An 18,002-nucleotide genomic window follows, 5' to 3' on the forward strand; every position below is an offset into this window, starting at 1 on the left:
AAAAAAGCCACTATCGTCGATAATGGCTTTTTTTTATGAGTTTATTTTAGAGGACTGAACACGTTTTACTCTAACGGCATTCATGCCGCGTTGACCTTTTTCGAGTTCGAACTCTACTTTGTCGTTCTCCGCGATTTCATCTATTAAACCACTTACGTGTACAAAGTACTTCTCGTTATTTTCTTCATCGATAATAAAACCAAAACCTTTAGATGAGTCAAAATAATTGACTTTTCCTTTCCTGATAGGGTCAAACTCTTCCTTTTCTCCCGGTAGTGTTTTTGGAATACTCACCTCGATATTCTCGGCTTCTATTTCTATTTTTTTATCAGGGTCTGGAGGCGTGTCTGTTAAATTACCATTATAATCCACATAAGCGATTGGAATGCCATCTGCTCCTCCATTGGCCTCCTTCTCTGCTTTACGTGCTTCCATTTTTTTACGCTTGTCTTCGCGCTTTTTTAAACGTTTTTTTTCTTTTTCACTTTTACTAAAGGTTTGTTGCGATCTACCCATGTACTATTTTTACTGTTTTTTTGAATTCGCCTAAAGATAGGCCTATAAAAGCAGTAAAAGGCTTAAAAACAGAAATATCTTTAAAAATTAATCGTTTAAGGAAAGAGAATCTGACTTATTCTCTATCTTTTCCCACAAATAATCGGATGTTAATCTGAAGCTTCCTAAGTATTCGAAACTACAAGTGTCTGGATTAATGATAGATAAAAAGGGTTCACTATTTTTATTATTGTAGAGATGGTAAATTTCACCAATTAATGGCTCAAAAGAAAACTTTGAGCTTGTAATAAGCTCGTTATACTCTAAAACCTTCATCAACTCCTCGTATTCGGCTTTTAATGCTTCGTATTTGGCTTTTAAATGTTTATTAGCTTTATAGATTTGGGAGTTTTTCCAACTTCCATTATTAGGTGCTTTTATTTGCGGTGCACTAAAACTTGTAGCATATGGCAAAAAAGCAGCGTTGTATTGCTCTTTTTCCTCGTCATAAACAACCATATCTGGTTTTTTGTCTTTCATCATCTTTTCTTTTTTATTCTACACGTATTCGGAAGCAATATGGTCTACAACAATTCCGTCTTCTAAGCTCATAATTACGCCTTGTGCTGCACGTTCTCCAGAAATCATTGCTGCGTTTAACGAACCATTTAACAAATAATCACCCGCTAAAAATATTGTTGGTTTAAGCTGGGTTTCTGTTGGAGAAATATCATTTTGAAGCCCATTAATATCTGGTAATGCTTTGGTAATATGGTAGGTTTTTAAATGTCTATCGATTACAATACCACATTTTGTAAGCAATTCTTCTGTTACGCGCTGAATTAATTGCTTTTTATTTAACGTAGTGTCTTTTACTACTGTTACAGATAACAGTTCTTTATCTCCTTTGGTTGCTGTTGCAAGGCTATTATGAAAAAATAGATTATTTATAAGCGCGTCTTTATCAGCAACTAAACCAATAATGGGTTTATCTATAGTCCTTTTATCAACCTCGAAATATAAATTATAACACGATTTCCAGGCTATATCTTGATTATTAAGATTGCCAATTAATTGATTAGCACCAGAGGTTATTATAGTAAAGTGTGTATCGATAAGTGTACCATCTGATAACGTAATCGACCTATCACCTACTTCTACCACCTCTTTATTAAAAATAAAATCCGTTTTCTCTAGTTGTGATTTTAACTGTTCTGCAATTTTACCAATGCCGCCTTTTGGTAAGACCGCAAGGCCGTCACCAAACATCTTGTAAACAAACTCCAACATTCGGCTAGACGTCTTCAAGTCAGATTCTAAAAATATTCCTGAAAAAAATGGCTTAAAAAAGGCATCGATGACCTTACCAGAAAATCCTTTCTCTTTTAAATAGTCTAAGCTCGATGTTTCTGGACTACTGAAAATCTCTTGAATTGACTTTTTCTTCAACTTTTGATTAAGCCTTAATGTTTTAATCTTATCGTTGAAACTACCAATTGAAGAAAAGACTGTTGGAAATAAAAAACTTAAATTTCTTAGTGGGTCACCGATGGTTTGTGTTTTGCCATTAGAAAAAATAATGCTTCCTGGTAAAAACTCTTGCAATTCTAAGGTTTCAAAATCTAAATGCTCCTTGGCTTTAGGATACGCATTAAGCAATACTTGAAAACCATGATCTAATTGATAATCTTCTACGATATCTGTTTTTACGCGTCCACCAACATTGTTAGTAGCTTCGATTACAGTAGGATGATAACCATTTTTCTCCAATGTTTTAGCAGCTATTAAACCACTAATACCAGCACCAACAATATGTATTTTATAGTCTTCCCTATTCATTAGCTAGCTTATTTTGGGTCTAAAATAGCATTTACGCGTTCTAGAGCATCTCTGTAGTGATATTTAGTTTCAGGATTTACAGCACTATTTGAAGCCGTTCTTAAGCGTTGTTTTAATACGTTGAGCTCACCTCTAACCAATGCTCTTACATCGGATTGATTGACATTGTAATATTTCCTAGAACGTGCTCTGTTCATGTCTTCTGTCATTAAATAATTCATTTGGTCAATGTACGCACGTTGTAAATTTCTTCTGTAAACAGAAACGTTTTGACCTGAATTAATTTCTGACCACAGTCCTTTACGCAAATCTCTAAGCATCTCTAAAGCAGAATAATTGCTAGAGTCTAATGCACTAAAGTCAATAAGACGACCAATCGTTTCAAAATTTAATATGCGATTAAGCTGTCTTACTTGCAATCCTCTTAAACGTTCAGTATAGCCCGCGTAATCTATTTTATTAAGAATATTTTTATCTACTAACCAGGTAGGACTTGCAAAAGCATTCTTATGAAGCCATTGCATAGCGTCCTTCTGTTGTAGCTTTGGCACCATACTATAAACATCTCCATTTTGCGATGGATTTTTAGTATCCTCGTAAACGCCACCAATATGCGTTGTAACATGGCCAACATAACGATTCCAAACACCTAGCATTTCGCCATAGAGCTCAGCTAAGTCATCGTAATCATTGGTTTGGTTGCTTGTCCATGCCGGCAAATTAGCCGCTACGATTTTAAGATTTTTTAGGCCGTAAGTACTTGCTTTCATGCTGTTGTTTCCAATATCTTCTGTCTGTGACCTTGGGTCGAAACGGCTACCTTGACTACCAAACATATATTTTGGATCACCAGCTTTAGAAGACACAAGTTGGTCTAAAGCCTTTTTCTCATCGTCTGCTGATTTAGCATTAGGATAATAGCGGTATCCAAAATTAATGGCATAGTCGTCATAGGGTCCAAGCTGTCTAATAAATCTAATATTTTGGTCACCAGGTTGTGCTATGTAGTTATAGCGCGCATAGTCCATTATGGTTGCTGCTATACCATTTTTTTGTGTAAAAGCGCCATCACGATAGTTTTCTACGTCATAGGCATAACTTGCCGCCATGTTATGAGGCAAACCAAGCGTATGTCCAACTTCGTGAGCAATCACCATTTTCATCATTTCGCCTATTTCTTCATCTGGTGTATCTAGTGTTCTTGCAGAAGGATTTGCTGCTCCAGTTTCTAATAAATAACGATTTCTGTAAGAACGCAGATGATTGTGATACCAAATAATATCGCTTTCAATAATTTCACCAGTTCTCGGGTCAGATACACTTGGACCAGTAGCATTTCGTGTAGTACTTGCTACATATCTAATTACCGAATAGCGAATATCTTCTGGACTAAAATCAGGGTCTTCTTCTTTAGTTGGCGGATCTTTTGCAATAATGGCATTTTTAAAACCTGCTGCTTCAAATGCCTTTTGCCACAGCTCTACACCTTCTTTCATATAAGAGCGAAATTTTTCTGGTGTAGCTGGGTCTAAGTAGTACACAATAGGCTTTACTGGCTCCACAAGTTCTCCCCTTTTATAAGCCTCGATATCTTTTGGAACTAAACGCCAACGACGAATGTAAGTTTTTCGGTCTGCTTTTAGTTTTTCGCTACCGTAATCGTATTGACTTAAAGTAAACCAACCCACACGCTCATCAAAATAACGTGGCTGCATTTTATCTTCTGGTAGCAAAATCATCGACTGATTCATCTGAATACTAATAGTCTCTGTACCATAACCAGACGGTGGCTCTGCGGCGTTATATGTAAAATCCTGAATAACTTCTATATTTTTAGGAAAACTTTTAACCGAGTTAACGAAGCTTCTGCTTTTGTCAAGGTTTCTGACTTTGTATTGCTTTCTAAAACCTGCCGAAAGTCCGCTTAGTGCTTTAACGTCACTTCCATAAAAGGAAGTTACATCAACGACCACTGCACTGGAGTCTGGAGATATTGCTTCAATATCAAAGGCATATATCGTAGGCTCGTAATTATTATTTTGAACCGAAATATTTATAGGAAGGCTATCTTCGGCAACGGCACTGTATGACTTTTCTTTTATTAGAATTTTATCTTTAAAGCGCTTCCATTGTATTAAGCGTGTATTGGTTTTAGTTCCTGCGTTAACGTAGCCACCACCTAAACCGGATGGTAGTTTTGCAAATCGGCTAACCAACAGCATATCAGTCTCAAGGAAATTATTAGGTATTTCGAAATAATATTTATCATCGATAGAATGTACCTTAAACAAACCGTCGTCAGTTACAGCGTCTTTTGTAATAACTTTACTGTATTCTTTTATTTTGCCCTTCTTTTTTGATGCAGGTTTTGGCGCTGATTGTTCTGTTTTTTCGTCTTTTTTACGTTTACGTTTGGATTGCGCTTCGGAATTAAACGTTGTTAAAGAAGCTAAAATAACGGCGATTAGAACTAGTGGTTTTTTTAAGAAAATCATTAGAAATTAGTTATAGTTAAGTTTTAAAAAATGTAAAGATAAATAATCCGTTTTTAGTTTTAATTGAATTCTTAAAAGCTGTTAAAATCCAAGTATATTCTTTTGTAAGAGCGTATTTTTGCAACAAATTTTGAAGCTATTTTTATGCTAACCATTTTTAGACTTACAGCTTTTTTAGAAGGCTTATCCTACCTGCTACTTTTATTTATAGCAGTACCTGTAAAGTACTTAAATAATGACCCGCAATATGTAAAGTTATTGGGGATGCCACATGGCTTATTATTTGTGGCATATATTGTTTTGGCCGTATGGTTGAAACCAGATTTTAAATGGGACAAGAAAACATTTTTCTTTGTTTTACTTGCATCTGTAATTCCATTTGGAACATTTTATGTTGAAAGAAATTATTTAAAGTCTTATCAAGCTTAAATTATGCGACACTATATCTATGACCTATTATTAGAAAATGGCATTTCTGAAAATGTTGCCAAATATTTGAATATGTTGGCGCTACTTTTGGCTTTGCTAATCTTAGCATTTGTTATAGATTTTATAACTAAACGCGTATTATGGCGAATTTCTTCAGGAATTGCCAAAAGGACGAAAACCAATTTCGACGACATACTTATTGCCAACAAACTACCCCGAAATGTCGCTCATATTATTCCGCTTATTATTTTAATTGACTTTGTACCGCAAGTCTTTTCGGATTTTGATTTGGTTGAAGTGATTATCGAGAAGACATTGAAAGTTGTTGCCATACTTCTTACATTAAGAATTCTAAGAAGCTTATTACATTCGATTAGAGATTATTTAAAAACATTACCGCAATACAAAGACAAGCCGATTTATAGCTACATACAGGTCTTTATGATTTTTATGTGGGTACTTGCCATATTTGCAATTTTTGCAATAATCACAGGAATTTCGTTTTGGGAATTTTTTGCTGGTATCGGTACGGCTTCAGCAATAATTATTTTGGTATTTAGAGATACCATTTTAGGTTTTGTTGCAAGCATACAGGTTACGGTAAACGATATGGTGCGTATAGGCGATTGGATTACATTTGATAAATACGGCGCCGACGGTGATGTTATAGAAATAACCTTAGCAACAGTAAAAGTCCAGAACTGGGATAAGACCATTACGACCATACCAACTTACGGGCTAATATCTGACTCTTTTAAGAATTGGCGAGGCATGTCTAACTCTGGTGGACGACGAATAAAACGCTCCGTAATTATTAAAGCTTCTACAATAAAATTTTTAACAGACAACGAGATTGAACGCTTTAAGAAAATTGAATTAATCTCGGATTACTTAAATACGCGCTCCAAAGAGATTTTAAAGCATAATGAAGCCATAGGCGCAGATAAATCAGTATTAATTAACGGTCGTAATTTGACAAATTTTGGAATTTTTAGAAAATACCTTCAAACGTATATTGAAAACCATTCGGCAATTAATAAAGATATGACGCTCATGGTGAGACAATTAGAGCAAACAACTCAAGGTATTCCCCTAGAAATTTACGCGTTTAGTAGTGACCAACGTTGGCAAAACTACGAATACATTATGGGTGATATTTTTGACCACGTATTAGCGGCTGTTAAATTCTTTGACTTGGAGGTTTACGAATTAGGTTTACCTATACGCAACGACTAATTAATCGTTTTTAAGTCTATCTTTCACATACTCTATTTCTGTTTTTCCGTGTGGCTTTGGCTTGCCATCAGGTCCTAGATTAACCATAATCATATTATCAACAGTCAAAATAGTTTCGCGTGTCATTTTATTTCTGGCTTCGCATTTCATTGTTATGGACGTGCGTCCAAATTTTATAACTTCCATTCCTATTTCTACGATATCTCCTTTTTTAGCTGAGGCCATGAAATTAATTTCGGACATATATTTGGTAACTATTTTAGGATTTTCAAGTTGAATAATTGTGTAAAGTGCGGCTTCCTCGTCAATCCATGCTAACAATTGCCCGCCAAATAAGGTGCCATTAGGGTTTAAATCTTCGGGTTTTACCCATTTTCTTGTATTAAATTTCATAAATGTGTTTAGTGATAAGTCGAGTGGTTACTAATTAAAACAATGTATCTGTACTTAAGTCATCTTTCATCTTAGGAATATGCAAATTAGTACCAAGATTTTTGTTTAGTTGTTCTATAAAATAAGCTGAAAGTAAAGGAGACTCTTTCTCGATATTCTGATGAACAAAAAAGTTAATCTCATCGATTCCAGCTTCCTTCCAAGTCTGCAAGCGTTTAATCCAATCGTCTAGTCTATCATAATCGCTTTGATGGTTAGCGCCGACATATCGAATAAACGCTCTAGAATTAGTTAAACGCATATGCATAATATCTCTACGCCCAGCCGAATCTACGATAATATTTGAAATATTATTAGCCTCTAAAAGCTGATATAACGCTTTGGAAACAGATGTGTCGTTATACCAATCCGTATGCCTGAATTCTACGGCTAAAGGAATTTCTTTTGGCCAAGATTCTACGAAGTCAACAACACGATTAAAATCTTTAGGCGCAAAGTTGTTATGCATTTGAAGAAATACACATCCTAGCTTTTCTTTTAAGTTAACGGCGCTATAAAGATAATTTTCAACTACTGGACCCACATCTTCATTTAATCTTTTCCAATGACTAATTTCTTGATTTAGTTTCGGGAAAAACTTAAAATTATCAGGTGTTTTTTCGTACCATTTTTCAAATTGTTCTGGTGGAAATATGCGATAGAATGTGGCATTTAATTCAATAGAATTAAATTGTTTGGAATAATATTCAAGCTCGTCTTTTGTGCCTCGAGGATAAAACCCTTTTAAATCTGCCCTATTCCATTTAGCACAACCTACAAAGACATTAAATTCTTCAGAGGCATTTTCTTTCAATACTCTTACTGTATCCGGGTGGTCTTTTTGTAATGTAAAATCAATTAATTCTGGATTATCGACGCCTCCAAATTTCATATTTAGAAAATTTATATAAAGATAACTACTAATACGCTTAAGTCCTAAAATTAGCTTTTGTTAATAAGACCGTTGACAAGATATTATCATAGCCCTATTTTTAGACTGCTTAATATTTAAATTTAATTCCATATTAATTCAATCCAATTCTTATGGAAACCCGCTCTAAACACCTACTTAATGGTCGTCCGACAATTTCTTCTGCTAAAATTTTTGATAATATGTCTAGTGATGAAGCTTTTCAGAATAGCACTTTGCGACCAATTATTAAGTTTCAACACGATTTACTTATAGAAGTTTTTAGAAACTACATTACAAAACGAAAGAATGTATTTTACGATTTGAGTTTAACGAAGCAGTTGGCCTATATTGAAAATGCTATTCATAAAGACATGAAATTTCGAAATTCTTTAAAAGGAATGATTATTGGCCAATTTACGGTCGAAGAATATGCGATTTACATTCAGAATTCTTCAGCACTTAATAAACGTATGATGAATATTGTAAAAGAACGTTTGTTGGATAGTGTCCAAGTTTTTGAAAAGCCTGATTATTTAAAAGCGGTTTAAAGTAACGACTCACCATTAAGATTAGTAGTTAATACATCGCTCATATAATCTAAATAAGGTCTTGCTGATTTAAAAGAAGTGTTCACGTCTTCGATAAAATTATCCGCGAAAACCTCTGAGTCTCTATACTTCTTGATAAATATGTATTGCTTTTTCCGGATTAAATCAATGGCTTTGTGATTTTTATCGAAACCTCTTGGTGCGGTTTTAAGCTCCTCTCCTACAAAATCTCCCCAAACTGATTTAAACTTTTTATCAGAAAGAATGTCTCTAATTTCATTGTCGTCTAGTTCAAATTCTTTACGTATTCGCATTAAATCGTCTTTATTTGGCTCCCAAAACCCGATAGCAATAAAAGACTCGTTATTTGGTTGAATGTGTAAATAATAGCCGCCTCTAAGCTCTGGTTTTTTACGATGGAAAGAACCACCAAAATGCGTTTTATAAGGCAGTTTGTTTTTAGAAAAACGTACATCTCTATATATTCTAAAGACTTTTACCTTATCGATTTGGTCGTGGACGTTCATTAATTCACCTAAATGATTGTATATTTTTTTGACTTTTGACTCCAGAGTTTTAAACTCTGATTTATTCTCATTAAACCATTCTCTGTTATTATTCTTTTGTAATTTTTTAAAGAACGTAAATAAGTCTTTAGGTATTGATGTGTCCATTTTTCAATTTTGATTAAAAATAAAAAAAGTCAATCAGAATGATTGACTTTAATGCTTGAATATATTTAGAATTAGTTCTTTCTACTTTCAAAATTTTCGATAATTAATACGCCGTTGTCATCATAAAATTCGATAACAAAGCTATCATCTTCAAAATACCCTATGCCATTATAACCATTCATACTCATCAGATAAACATCTGAATTGTTGGTAAATCTAGCTTTTCCTTCGATAGCATCAGTTTCAGAATTTAAAATATCAAAACCATAGGTATTTATTTTAAAGTTATAATACTTATTGTCTTTCTTATAATATGCAATTTTGGATTTGCTATCGTAAAATGGGTCATTATCGCTATCGATATAAATTATTTTTTCAACTTCGGCCTTAGGAAATACCCTCGGCGCATCAATTGTTCCTTTGTAAGCTGGGTCTGTCTTAACATCTTGTGTCTCGACGGTTTTTACCATGATTTTTTTTTCAACCATTTCACCATCTTTCATGACATTGATGATTCTTGTTTCCGTTTCAACTAATTTATCTTTTGGATTATCTTGTGCACTTACACCGATAAAGGTTAAAAGTGCTAAAATTATTATTTTAAGTTTCATAAATTTTACAAATATTTAAGGTTAGTATTTATTTAATATTATCCGTCCACAGCATCTTCTATATCTTCCGCTGTGTCTTCTATAGCATCTCCTGCTTCATCTACAGCGTCTTCAACCTTTTCTTCAGTTGTTTTTTGTTCTCGGCAACTGGATGTAAGTAAGCTCATGGAGACTAATGCTATAAATAGGTATGTTAATTTTTTCATGATAAAATTTTTTTCGTAGTGTTTTATTTTTTTGCCAATCGTCTAATTAGAGAAATTAGAAATAAGATTAAAAAAACGTAAAAGCATATTTTTGCTAGGCCTGCAGAAGCTCCTGCAATTCCGCCAAAGCCTAATACTCCAGCAATTAATGCTATAATTATAAATATTATCATCCATCGTAACATAATAAAGTGTTTTAAGTTAGTTAATTACATTCCTAACGTTTAGGAATGATTGTGCGTAGGTTTAATTATTAGAAAAAGAGTTCTCTAATTGTGTCGATTTAACATTCAATTTGTTATCGAATTGAAGTGTACGAATTGGGAAAGGAATATTTATCCCTGCTTTGTCATAAGCCTTTTTTATTTCTATAATTGCAGTAGTTTTTGCTCTAAGTTTCTCTAAAGCACTTTCTGAATCTACCCAGAATCTGCATAAATAGTTGATAGAAGATGAACCAAATTCTGTAAAGTAAAACTCCACATCATCTGTTGATTCTATATGACTAAAAGAATTTTTAATCACTTCTTTAGTCAGACGTTTTACTTCTTCTAAATCGGAACTATAGCCTACACCACATTCGAGAGAGACTCGCATTTTAGTTGTTAAAGAGTAATTCTTTAATGGATTCTCTAAAATGGTTTTGTTAGGTATAACAACAATGTTATTATCTGCTTCTTTTAAAGTGAAATCCTTTAGATTAATATCAATCACTTCACCAGCATATCCAGTTGTTTCAACCCAGTTCCCTATCTGAATTTTTTTTCTAAATGAAAGAACAATTCCTGCAATAGTATTGGCTAGAGTACCTTGCAAAGCTAAACCAATAGCCAAACCAGCAACTCCAGCACCAGCTAATAGAGATTCTAAAGTCTGGCTGAGATTAAGAATTCCTAATGAAATAAATAATCCCGCTACAACAACCACTACGGCAGAAATTCGTGAAATGGTTTTGCTGATACTTTTTTGCTTTACACGTTTAGACACTAATTTCTCTACAAGAGAACTAATGTATCTAGCGGTGAAATACGATACAGTTAAAACTATTATCGCTAAAATAAAATTTGGTAAATATTGAATTAAGGTATTAAACCAACTTAGTAATTTATCTACTAAGTTGGAGAATGCTGAGTTAAATTGTTCTTTCATGGTTTAGAAAAGTGTTTGAATTATTAAAGGTTTTTTGATTCTAGAACTTACCTTTAGAATTCACTTTTCTTTAATTGTGCATTTGTATTTTGATTAAATGCATCTAGCATCCAACTATTCTTTTCTAGCTCTCTAATGTAGGCACCTATTAAATCTATTGTTCCCTCGTCATTAATTTTTTCTGCCTCTTTTACTACTTTACTCATTTGTGTAAGTAAAATCGCATGATTATCTAAAATAGTTGATACCATTTCCTTATCCGTAATATCTGACACGGCTTCTTTGATGGTAGCTATTCTTAAATAATCTTTTAAGTTACTTATTGGATGATACCTTAAGGTTAAGATACGTTCTGCAATTTCGTCAATCTTTAAACGTGCATCTGAATATAGTTCTTCAAATTTATTGTGTAATTCAAAGAAGTTTTCGCCTAAGATATTCCAATGGAAATTTCTTAGATTTTGATAATAAATGTGGTAGTCTGCTAGTAAAATGTTTAATTCTACAACAGTTGCATGTAACTTTTCGTCTTCAATGTTTAAGTAGTTCATAACTATTGTTTTAATTTATTTGTTTAACTCTTTTTAATATAACCTAAACAGGCCTAAAGTCAAGTCATTTAACGGGGTTTAACAGGTTTAAATTAGATTTTAAGCATATTTAACACTTTAAAACAGCCATTTTTTGAAATATTATGAGCCAAATCATCAAATAATTTAGAATAATTCAAAATTAATTTGTGAAATGAAAGAATTTTCAGTATAATGCAGAAATTTTTAAATTCTATTTTCCAATTATGGGTAGACCCGCAACAAAGCCAACCAAACTTAAAGATGGTTTTTACATTGAAATAAGAAACAAAGGCTCTAGGTCTGGAGTAAAACTTTACAATAGTACCGAAATGCAAATGCAACGTGCCATAAAAATGTACGAGCGTTCTAAAGAAGTTTTAATATTAGGAGAATCTGTAAACGGTAAGTTTGTAGAGAAAGAACCTATATTACACGTCGTGAAATAACACTTTTTAGCTTTCGGCTGACATTTATCATACTTTTTAGTTGGCATCCTTTATAACTTGCTGATTGTAATTAATAGTAGATATTTTCTGCTTCTCTAACAATCAATTATTATGGTATTTTCTAAAACTAAAGCGCCAGTATGGTATTGGATAGTGTCAATATTGGCTTTTATTTGGTATGCGCTTGGCGTGTACTATTTTTTTGCACAAACTTTTAACACCTCTAGTTATAGAGCAATGTACTCACCAGAACAGTTAATGGTTGTAGATAAAATGCCTACTTGGGCTATTGTTGCTTTTGGTGTAGCTGTGATTTCTGGAGTTTTTGGAGTTTTTGGTTTAATTTTAAGAAAAGAATGGACTAAGAAACTATTTCTAGTTTCGTTTTTTGCTATTGTCGTTCAATACATCTACAATGTGTTTATTGGTAAAATGTATGAGCTATTTTCTTTAGCAGAAAATGTAAGGTACTTTATTATACCAGTTATTGCATTTTTATTGTACTACATTGCTTCAAATGTAAGTCAACGCTCTTGGTTTAAGCAATAGTCATTTGGATAGAAATATCTATAACTTTAATCAAAGTCTATAGCATGCAGAATTAGGCCAGATGCTGGAGCTATATAATCCATAGGCGTCGTAGTATCTGTCGATAATGTTTTTTTGATATCATCTAAGGTAAACTCACCACGACCAAGTTTTATTAATGCACCGAACATTAGTCGAATTTGGTTGCGCATAAAACCTTTTCCTCTGACTTTTAGAACATAAGATGTCTCTGGAAAAAAATTAGCCACGTAGTCGGTATTAGTTACTATTTCACAGCTTTCAATAGTCCTTTCAAATTCGCCCGTGGCAGTAGCTTTGTAGCAATAAGACTTAAAATTATGTGTACCCTCGAATAACTTTGCGCCTTTTTTCATAATATCAACGTTTAAAGGCTCTAAAATAGTCGTTAAAATTGGGGCACAAAATGGATGATTTTTTTGACCTTCTGAAAACAGATAATGGTATTCTTTGATTTTTGAATCTTGAATAACATTAAATGATTTATCAACTTCTTTAATAGATAACGCTCGTATGTCTTGTGGTAAATTTTGATTGAAAAGGTTGAGAAATGCCACAAAATCTTCTATTGGCTCGTCATATAGAAATAGTTCTAAAGCTGCTTCATTTGCCGATACCATTGCATCTGTGCGACCTGCTCCAAGCGTCTTAAACCTTTGCTCACCTAAAATATATTTAAGCGTACGGTCTATCATTAAATGGATGGTCTTTACATTAGGTTGCTTTTGCCAACCGTGAAATCGGTATCCTAAATATTGGAATTTTATAAGATAATAGTATCGTTTTTCGAACATCATAAGGTTGCCGAAATTACTTTTTTAACCTAAGTTCTTCAAATTTTTTTTAACTTGAAGTAATTAACTAACTAAAATCAATTTATTATGACATCATCAAAACCTCCTATTTGGTTCTGGATTGTGAGTGTTTTAGCACTCCTTTGGAACGGTATGGGCGTACTCGCTTACATTGGGCAAGCCTTTATCACAGAAGACATGATTGCGCAACTACCTGCAGACCAACAAGCACAATATCTTATGGAACATCCTGCATGGTATACAGCTGCATTTGCTACAGCTGTTTTCGCTGGTGCTTTAGGAGCAATATGTTTACTAATACGAAAAAAATGGGCTTATTTTCTATTTGTACTTTCGGCATTGGGAGCCATTATTCAGCATGCCTATTTATTTATGAATGTTGAAATGACAGGCGCGCAAATGATAATGCCAGTAATGGTCATTGTGGTTTGCTTATTCTTAATTTATTTTTCGAAAAATGCAATTTCAAAACAATGGATTAAATAATACCTGAAAATTAATTCTAAATCAAAGCATCAGTTTTACTGGTGCTTTTTCTATTTTTATAATCAAAATTTAGATTTGAAAAACTATCCATTTGATCCTTTATTAAAACACCATGTTTTTATTGGTTTAATAACCGCCCTTTGGGTATTTGTGTTTTTATTTTTCACGGAGCCATTAGACGTTAGCGAATTAGGGTTTAATGAGAAATTGATATATCTGCCTGGTTACGGACTTATTGCTGGTTTATGCTATATTTTTTATTTACCTGTTCAAAATATGCTTTACCGTAAAACCAAAAAACAATGGACAATAATAACTGAAATTCTGTTTCTAGCATCATTTTCTGTTTTAGGAATTACCATCGCAAGGCTCTATTATTTATATGTCGTAGTTGCTAATGAACCCAATCCTTACAGTTTAAGTTATATGCTCAAAGCTATTTTTTTACCGGCCATAATTACCATTCTACCCATAATTATTATTGGTCGCTATGCCTTTGGACGTTATCACGAAAAAAAACTAGAAAACCAAAAAATTGAAATTAAAGGCGAAGGCAATTACGAAGGTTTACGATTAGACTTTAACGATATTATTGCTATTAAGTCCTCGGATAATTACGTAGAAGTTTTTTACATCAATACAAATAGTTTAAAGAAAACTTTAATACGAAATAAATTGTCCGCAATAGATTATGAATTCGAAAATCTACATCGTGCGCATCGCTCGTATTTGGTAAATCTGTATCATTTTCAGCAATGGAAAGTTGAAAATAGCAAGCACATCATGCAACTTAATTATAATATTGAAGTCCCTGTTTCTAAAACTTATTTGGCCTCAATAAAATCTTCACTTTAACTCGCCACAAATTAACTGAATTTCGCCCCAAAGCCTTTCTATTATTGAATTATATGACTTTATCTGAAATATATTTGTTTCAGAAAGTTTAATCATATAAATCCTTTAACCATGAAAAAAATCACTCTTTTCCTTTTCGTATTTATATCTGGTTTTCAAGTTTTAACAGCCCAAATACAAACCTGTGATTGTAAAACAGATTTAGATTTTATTGTTGAAAAAATTAAGAAAATGCCTTCTTATAAAAAACAGATTAAGGGTAAAGAGGCAATTAAATTCGAGAACATATACGAGTCTTTACTGCAAAAAATGATAGAACCTATAAATGTCGAAGAATGTTATAGGTTACTTCTTAAACAAATGAACATGGTAAATGATGTTCATGCTTCTTTGCAAATCAATAATCAAGATAATAACATTGTTTTTAGTCCAAAAAAACTTTATGGTAATAACTCCAACAAAGTACAATCGTTAAAAAGCATAACAAAGGAATTAGAAAAGAAAGATATCTCAGATAAAGAGGGTATTTATAATTATGGAGAAGAAAAAATAGGTATTGTATATAATGAGAAAAGTAAACAGCATATTGGGTTTGTTATAGAAACGAACTTAGAAAATTGGATTGAAGGCGAAATTCGGTTTTATCTCTATCCTATAGGTAGCAATAAATACAACATGTACTATTATAAAACGAAAAAGAAAACACCTGGCTTCGTAAGAAGTTTGTCTTTTGAAAACGGTCGCATTTGGTCTTACAAAAAGGTTGGAAATACAGATAATTTTGAACTGTTGTCTGAAAAAATTGAAGTTGCAGACTTTAAACAAATTAGTGACGATACACAGTATTTATATTTTAAAACCTTTAGCAATAGTAAGAAAAAAGAGTTACTTAAATTCTATAATGAAATAAAAGATAAATTAACCGCGCCGAATATTATTGTCGATTTACGTAGTAATAGCGGTGGAAATAGCAAATACTCAGACTCGTATATAAAATTGTTAAGAAATAAGAATGTATATGTAATTACTAATTGCTTTACAGGCAGTAATGGTGAGCAATTTACTCTAAAACTACTAAAGAATAAAAATGCAAAGCATCTTGGCCAAACAACAAGAGGCATTATTGCATACGGCAAGAATTATGGATACAACTACACAACACCATCAGGCTACTTTAATATTACACCTACAGATATGAACTTTCATAAATATATAGACTATGAAAGTAAGGGAATTACGCCTAGTATTGCACTAGACTTCAAAAAAGATTGGGTAGAGCAAACTTTAGAGATTGTAGAAAAAGATAGCAACTAGGCTTATCATGGTTCTAATGCGTGATTAAACTTTCTAAACAACATTAGATTAACTGCCATTATATTATTTAGTGGCAGTTTTAGTTTACTCATCCAAAATTGATTTCTTTGTGTATATACAATAAAAGAATTCTATGAAAACTTTATTATCGTTTGCTTTAGCTATTGTATTTATGAGTAGCGCATTTAGTCAGAGTAAAAAATTAGTTGCCATGTCAGACACCTATCAGAAAGCCTATAAATTAGGCGCTTTGTATTATGAGACAGGTTCAGATAAGCCATTCACTGGTATTCTCTACGGTAAATACGACAATGGAAATTACATGACGATGCAAGAATATGTAAATGGTATCGGAAATGGAAAATGGATAGATTTTGACCCTTATGGACGTAAAGTATGTGAGGGTACCTACAAAGACAATCGTGTAGAAGGCCCAGTTACCTTTTTCTACGAAGATGGAAGTATAAAATCTAAAGGGCAATACCTACACTGGAAAAGACCTATCGGAAAATGGACGTATTATGACAAGGAAGGTAATGTTGTTTCTACAATGATTTATACCAGATAACTATTTCTCCCGACTTTTTAACACGTCAACCACATCATTTAGTTTAAAACCCTTTGCCTGTAACAGCATTAGATAGTGGAATAATAAGTCTGCACTTTCTTCTAAGAAAAGCTCATCATTATTGTCCTTTGCCTCTATGACTACCTCTACGGCCTCTTCACCTACCTTCTGAGCAACCTTATTGATACCTTTTGCAAACAAGGAAGCAACATAAGATTTGTTAGTGTCAGCATTGTCAATACGAGAGCTAATGGTTTCTTCTAACTTTGAAATAAACCCAAAGCTTTGATTATTTGTCTCTTTCCAGCAGGTATCTGTGCCTTTGTGACATGTTGGACCATTTGGATTCACTTTAATTAGTAAGGCATCATTATCACAGTCGGGTTTTAAATCTACGAGATTTAAAACATTACCACTTTCTTCACCTTTTGTCCATAGTCGTTGTTTCCTGCGACTGTAGAATGTAACTAACTTCGAATCTATGGTTTTTTGGAGTGCTTCTTCATTCATATAACCAAGCATTAACACCTTTTCTGTTAACGCATCCTGAATAATTGCCGGTATTAATCCGTCTGGACTTTTATTAAAATCTACGTTCATAATCTTACTTCGATATTCTGTTTTCGTAATTCTTTTTTTAATTCGATAATAGGAATTTCACCAAAATGAAAAACGCTGGCAGCCAAAGCGGCATCTGCTTTTCCAAGTTTAAATGTATCAGCAAAATGCTGAATCGTTCCTGCGCCACCAGAAGCAATAATGGGTATATTTACCAATTCTGATAATTTTGCCAAAGCTTCATTTGCAAAACCCGCTTTAGTTCCGTCATGATTCATTGACGTAAATAAAATTTCACCTGCGCCACGTTCTTCTACTTCTTTAGCCCAATCGAAAAGTTTAATATCTGTTGGAATGGTACCGCCAGCCAAATGTACAAACCACTCCTCGCCTATTTTTTTAGCATCTATGGCAACAACAATACACTGACTTCCAAATTTCTCAGACAACTCATTAATAAGCTCTGGTCGCTTTACTGCAGAAGAATTAATGGATACTTTATCTGCACCACAATGTAATAAATCATCGACGTCTTCAATTGATGAAATACCGCCACCAACTGTAAAAGGAATATTAACTTGCTCAGCGACTTTCAACACCATATCGTGCATGGTTTTACGCTTTTCTTGGGTTGCCGAGATATCTAAAAAGACCAGCTCATCTGCGCCTAAAGCTGCATATTGTTTTGCTAGTTCTACAGGATTACCAGCATCGCGCAAATCAACAAAATTAACACCTTTTACGGTACGTCCGTTTTTTATATCTAAGCAAGGAACAATTCGTTTTGTTAGCAT

At 33.3% G+C, this 18,002-nt stretch carries 24 protein-coding genes; 9 read left to right on the plus strand and 15 right to left on the minus strand.

Going from position 1 to position 18,002, the window contains the following annotated elements; all coding sequences use genetic code 11:
• Nucleotides 1-33: 33 nt before the first annotated feature.
• The 4 genes from DFQ05_RS13740 to DFQ05_RS04160 all read right to left on the minus strand — a co-directional run bounded on the left by DFQ05_RS13740 (nt 34) and on the right by DFQ05_RS04160 (nt 4,829).
• On the minus strand, nt 34-516 hold the full coding sequence (locus tag DFQ05_RS13740) for a cold-shock protein (protein ID WP_132703846.1): 483 nt from the start codon (nt 514-516) through the stop codon (nt 34-36).
• 87 nt (nt 517-603) lie between these two features.
• Nucleotides 604-1,038 carry a DUF2452 domain-containing protein gene (locus DFQ05_RS04150; protein ID WP_132703848.1) on the minus strand — a complete coding sequence of 145 codons (435 nt, stop codon included), beginning with the start codon at nt 1,036-1,038 and terminating at the stop codon, nt 604-606.
• Nucleotides 1,039-1,053: 15 nt separating this feature from the next.
• A complete protein-coding gene (locus DFQ05_RS04155) occupies nt 1,054-2,334 on the minus strand; it encodes an FAD-dependent oxidoreductase (protein ID WP_132703850.1) in 1,281 nt (426 codons plus the stop codon).
• A gap of 8 nt (nt 2,335-2,342) precedes the next feature.
• Nucleotides 2,343-4,829 (minus strand): zinc-dependent metalloprotease, encoded by a 2,487-nt coding sequence (locus DFQ05_RS04160; protein WP_132703852.1) that lies wholly within the window; start codon nt 4,827-4,829, stop codon nt 2,343-2,345.
• 144 nt (nt 4,830-4,973) lie between these two features.
• Here DFQ05_RS04160 and DFQ05_RS04165 point away from each other — a divergent pair, with 144 nt between their 5' ends.
• Together DFQ05_RS04165 and DFQ05_RS04170 are read left to right on the plus strand one after the other, a co-directional pair.
• A complete protein-coding gene (locus DFQ05_RS04165; RefSeq protein ID WP_132703854.1) occupies nt 4,974-5,258 on the plus strand; it encodes a DUF3817 domain-containing protein in 285 nt (94 codons plus the stop codon).
• Nucleotides 5,259-5,261: 3 nt separating this feature from the next.
• Nucleotides 5,262-6,494, plus strand: coding sequence for a mechanosensitive ion channel family protein (locus tag DFQ05_RS04170; protein ID WP_132703856.1), 1,233 nt, complete (start codon nt 5,262-5,264; stop codon nt 6,492-6,494).
• On the opposite strand, the gene DFQ05_RS04175 is transcribed toward DFQ05_RS04170, so the two are convergent.
• Nucleotides 6,495-6,887: an acyl-CoA thioesterase gene (locus tag DFQ05_RS04175; protein ID WP_132703858.1), complete on the minus strand. Its 393-nt coding sequence runs from the start codon at nt 6,885-6,887 to the stop codon at nt 6,495-6,497.
• A 34-nt stretch (nt 6,888-6,921) separates the two neighbouring features.
• The gene (locus DFQ05_RS04180; protein WP_132703860.1) at nt 6,922-7,818 is read right to left on the minus strand and encodes a DUF72 domain-containing protein; all 897 of its coding nucleotides are present in this window, start codon (nt 7,816-7,818) and stop codon (nt 6,922-6,924) included.
• A 152-nt stretch (nt 7,819-7,970) separates the two neighbouring features.
• On the opposite strand from DFQ05_RS04180, the gene DFQ05_RS04185 reads away from it, so the two are divergent.
• Entirely contained in the window at nt 7,971-8,387 is a 417-nt protein-coding gene (locus DFQ05_RS04185; RefSeq protein ID WP_132703862.1) for a glyoxalase, read from the plus strand.
• Here DFQ05_RS04185 and DFQ05_RS04190 read toward each other — a convergent pair.
• The 6 genes from DFQ05_RS04190 to DFQ05_RS04210 all read right to left on the minus strand — a co-directional run bounded on the left by DFQ05_RS04190 (nt 8,384) and on the right by DFQ05_RS04210 (nt 11,578).
• Nucleotides 8,384-9,061 carry a DUF2461 domain-containing protein gene (locus DFQ05_RS04190; RefSeq protein ID WP_132703864.1) on the minus strand — a complete coding sequence of 226 codons (678 nt, stop codon included), beginning with the start codon at nt 9,059-9,061 and terminating at the stop codon, nt 8,384-8,386. The genes DFQ05_RS04185 and DFQ05_RS04190 overlap by 4 nt on opposite strands.
• A 71-nt stretch (nt 9,062-9,132) precedes the next feature.
• Nucleotides 9,133-9,672 carry a hypothetical protein gene (locus tag DFQ05_RS04195; RefSeq protein ID WP_132703866.1) on the minus strand — a complete coding sequence of 180 codons (540 nt, stop codon included), beginning with the start codon at nt 9,670-9,672 and terminating at the stop codon, nt 9,133-9,135.
• Between the two features lie 38 nt (nt 9,673-9,710).
• Nucleotides 9,711-9,878 carry a hypothetical protein gene (locus DFQ05_RS13655; RefSeq protein WP_199221956.1) on the minus strand — a complete coding sequence of 56 codons (168 nt, stop codon included), beginning with the start codon at nt 9,876-9,878 and terminating at the stop codon, nt 9,711-9,713.
• 23 nt (nt 9,879-9,901) lie between these two features.
• The gene (locus DFQ05_RS04200) at nt 9,902-10,063 is read right to left on the minus strand and encodes a DUF1328 domain-containing protein (RefSeq protein ID WP_132703868.1); all 162 of its coding nucleotides are present in this window, start codon (nt 10,061-10,063) and stop codon (nt 9,902-9,904) included.
• Between the two features lie 61 nt (nt 10,064-10,124).
• Entirely contained in the window at nt 10,125-11,027 is a 903-nt protein-coding gene (locus DFQ05_RS04205; RefSeq protein ID WP_132703870.1) for a mechanosensitive ion channel family protein, read from the minus strand.
• A gap of 53 nt (nt 11,028-11,080) precedes the next feature.
• Nucleotides 11,081-11,578, minus strand: coding sequence for a Dps family protein (locus DFQ05_RS04210; RefSeq protein WP_132703872.1), 498 nt, complete (start codon nt 11,576-11,578; stop codon nt 11,081-11,083).
• Nucleotides 11,579-11,823: 245 nt separating this feature from the next.
• On the opposite strand from DFQ05_RS04210, the gene DFQ05_RS04215 reads away from it, so the two are divergent.
• Together DFQ05_RS04215 and DFQ05_RS04220 are read left to right on the plus strand one after the other, a co-directional pair.
• Complete coding sequence (locus DFQ05_RS04215) at nt 11,824-12,045, plus strand: hypothetical protein (RefSeq protein ID WP_132703874.1); 222 nt, start codon at nt 11,824-11,826, stop codon at nt 12,043-12,045.
• Between the two features lie 111 nt (nt 12,046-12,156).
• Entirely contained in the window at nt 12,157-12,594 is a 438-nt protein-coding gene (locus tag DFQ05_RS04220) for a hypothetical protein (RefSeq protein ID WP_132703876.1), read from the plus strand.
• A 26-nt stretch (nt 12,595-12,620) separates the two neighbouring features.
• On the opposite strand, the gene DFQ05_RS04225 is transcribed toward DFQ05_RS04220, so the two are convergent.
• Nucleotides 12,621-13,406, minus strand: a complete 786-nt coding sequence (locus tag DFQ05_RS04225) for a tRNA pseudouridine synthase A (protein WP_132704164.1) — start codon at nt 13,404-13,406, stop codon at nt 12,621-12,623.
• Between the two features lie 87 nt (nt 13,407-13,493).
• Here DFQ05_RS04225 and DFQ05_RS04230 point away from each other — a divergent pair, with 87 nt between their 5' ends.
• The 4 genes from DFQ05_RS04230 to DFQ05_RS04245 all read left to right on the plus strand — a co-directional run bounded on the left by DFQ05_RS04230 (nt 13,494) and on the right by DFQ05_RS04245 (nt 16,650).
• Complete coding sequence (locus DFQ05_RS04230) at nt 13,494-13,913, plus strand: hypothetical protein (protein ID WP_132703878.1); 420 nt, start codon at nt 13,494-13,496, stop codon at nt 13,911-13,913.
• Between the two features lie 75 nt (nt 13,914-13,988).
• Entirely contained in the window at nt 13,989-14,768 is a 780-nt protein-coding gene (locus DFQ05_RS04235; protein WP_132703880.1) for a LytTR family DNA-binding domain-containing protein, read from the plus strand.
• Between the two features lie 111 nt (nt 14,769-14,879).
• Nucleotides 14,880-16,082 (plus strand): S41 family peptidase, encoded by a 1,203-nt coding sequence (locus DFQ05_RS04240; RefSeq protein WP_132703882.1) that lies wholly within the window; start codon nt 14,880-14,882, stop codon nt 16,080-16,082.
• A gap of 133 nt (nt 16,083-16,215) precedes the next feature.
• Nucleotides 16,216-16,650 carry a toxin-antitoxin system YwqK family antitoxin gene (locus DFQ05_RS04245; protein WP_132703884.1) on the plus strand — a complete coding sequence of 145 codons (435 nt, stop codon included), beginning with the start codon at nt 16,216-16,218 and terminating at the stop codon, nt 16,648-16,650.
• On the opposite strand, the gene hisIE is transcribed toward DFQ05_RS04245, so the two are convergent.
• Both hisIE and hisF read right to left on the minus strand, forming a co-directional pair.
• Nucleotides 16,651-17,250: a bifunctional phosphoribosyl-AMP cyclohydrolase/phosphoribosyl-ATP diphosphatase HisIE gene (hisIE, locus tag DFQ05_RS04250; protein WP_132703886.1), complete on the minus strand. Its 600-nt coding sequence runs from the start codon at nt 17,248-17,250 to the stop codon at nt 16,651-16,653.
• On the minus strand, nt 17,247-18,002 hold the full coding sequence (hisF, locus tag DFQ05_RS04255) for an imidazole glycerol phosphate synthase subunit HisF (RefSeq protein WP_132703888.1): 756 nt from the start codon (nt 18,000-18,002) through the stop codon (nt 17,247-17,249). The genes hisIE and hisF overlap by 4 nt, the downstream gene beginning before the upstream one ends.

This window comes from Winogradskyella wandonensis (assembly GCF_004346845.1).
Lineage (GTDB): Bacteria > Bacteroidota > Bacteroidia > Flavobacteriales > Flavobacteriaceae > Winogradskyella > Winogradskyella wandonensis.

Coding starts and splice junctions, on each gene's coding strand:
- DFQ05_RS04150 (WP_132703848.1), bottom strand. CDS start 1,038: ATGATGAAAGACAAAAAACCAGATATGGTTGTTTATGACGAGGAAAAA.
- DFQ05_RS04190 (WP_132703864.1), bottom strand. CDS start 9,061: ATGGACACATCAATACCTAAAGACTTATTTACGTTCTTTAAAAAATTA.
- DFQ05_RS04185 (WP_132703862.1), top strand. CDS start 7,971: ATGGAAACCCGCTCTAAACACCTACTTAATGGTCGTCCGACAATTTCT.
- DFQ05_RS04215 (WP_132703874.1), top strand. CDS start 11,824: ATGGGTAGACCCGCAACAAAGCCAACCAAACTTAAAGATGGTTTTTAC.
- DFQ05_RS04200 (WP_132703868.1), bottom strand. CDS start 10,063: ATGTTACGATGGATGATAATATTTATAATTATAGCATTAATTGCTGGA.
- DFQ05_RS04220 (WP_132703876.1), top strand. CDS start 12,157: ATGGTATTTTCTAAAACTAAAGCGCCAGTATGGTATTGGATAGTGTCA.
- DFQ05_RS04240 (WP_132703882.1), top strand. CDS start 14,880: ATGAAAAAAATCACTCTTTTCCTTTTCGTATTTATATCTGGTTTTCAA.
- DFQ05_RS04225 (WP_132704164.1), bottom strand. CDS start 13,406: ATGTTCGAAAAACGATACTATTATCTTATAAAATTCCAATATTTAGGA.
- DFQ05_RS04245 (WP_132703884.1), top strand. CDS start 16,216: ATGAAAACTTTATTATCGTTTGCTTTAGCTATTGTATTTATGAGTAGC.
- hisIE (WP_132703886.1), bottom strand. CDS start 17,250: ATGAACGTAGATTTTAATAAAAGTCCAGACGGATTAATACCGGCAATT.
- DFQ05_RS04175 (WP_132703858.1), bottom strand. CDS start 6,887: ATGAAATTTAATACAAGAAAATGGGTAAAACCCGAAGATTTAAACCCT.
- hisF (WP_132703888.1), bottom strand. CDS start 18,002: ATGCTAACAAAACGAATTGTTCCTTGCTTAGATATAAAAAACGGACGT.
- DFQ05_RS04165 (WP_132703854.1), top strand. CDS start 4,974: ATGCTAACCATTTTTAGACTTACAGCTTTTTTAGAAGGCTTATCCTAC.
- DFQ05_RS04210 (WP_132703872.1), bottom strand. CDS start 11,578: ATGAACTACTTAAACATTGAAGACGAAAAGTTACATGCAACTGTTGTA.
- DFQ05_RS04195 (WP_132703866.1), bottom strand. CDS start 9,672: ATGAAACTTAAAATAATAATTTTAGCACTTTTAACCTTTATCGGTGTA.
- DFQ05_RS04170 (WP_132703856.1), top strand. CDS start 5,262: ATGCGACACTATATCTATGACCTATTATTAGAAAATGGCATTTCTGAA.
- DFQ05_RS04180 (WP_132703860.1), bottom strand. CDS start 7,818: ATGAAATTTGGAGGCGTCGATAATCCAGAATTAATTGATTTTACATTA.
- DFQ05_RS13740 (WP_132703846.1), bottom strand. CDS start 516: ATGGGTAGATCGCAACAAACCTTTAGTAAAAGTGAAAAAGAAAAAAAA.
- DFQ05_RS04230 (WP_132703878.1), top strand. CDS start 13,494: ATGACATCATCAAAACCTCCTATTTGGTTCTGGATTGTGAGTGTTTTA.
- DFQ05_RS13655 (WP_199221956.1), bottom strand. CDS start 9,878: ATGAAAAAATTAACATACCTATTTATAGCATTAGTCTCCATGAGCTTA.
- DFQ05_RS04160 (WP_132703852.1), bottom strand. CDS start 4,829: ATGATTTTCTTAAAAAAACCACTAGTTCTAATCGCCGTTATTTTAGCT.
- DFQ05_RS04155 (WP_132703850.1), bottom strand. CDS start 2,334: ATGAATAGGGAAGACTATAAAATACATATTGTTGGTGCTGGTATTAGT.
- DFQ05_RS04205 (WP_132703870.1), bottom strand. CDS start 11,027: ATGAAAGAACAATTTAACTCAGCATTCTCCAACTTAGTAGATAAATTA.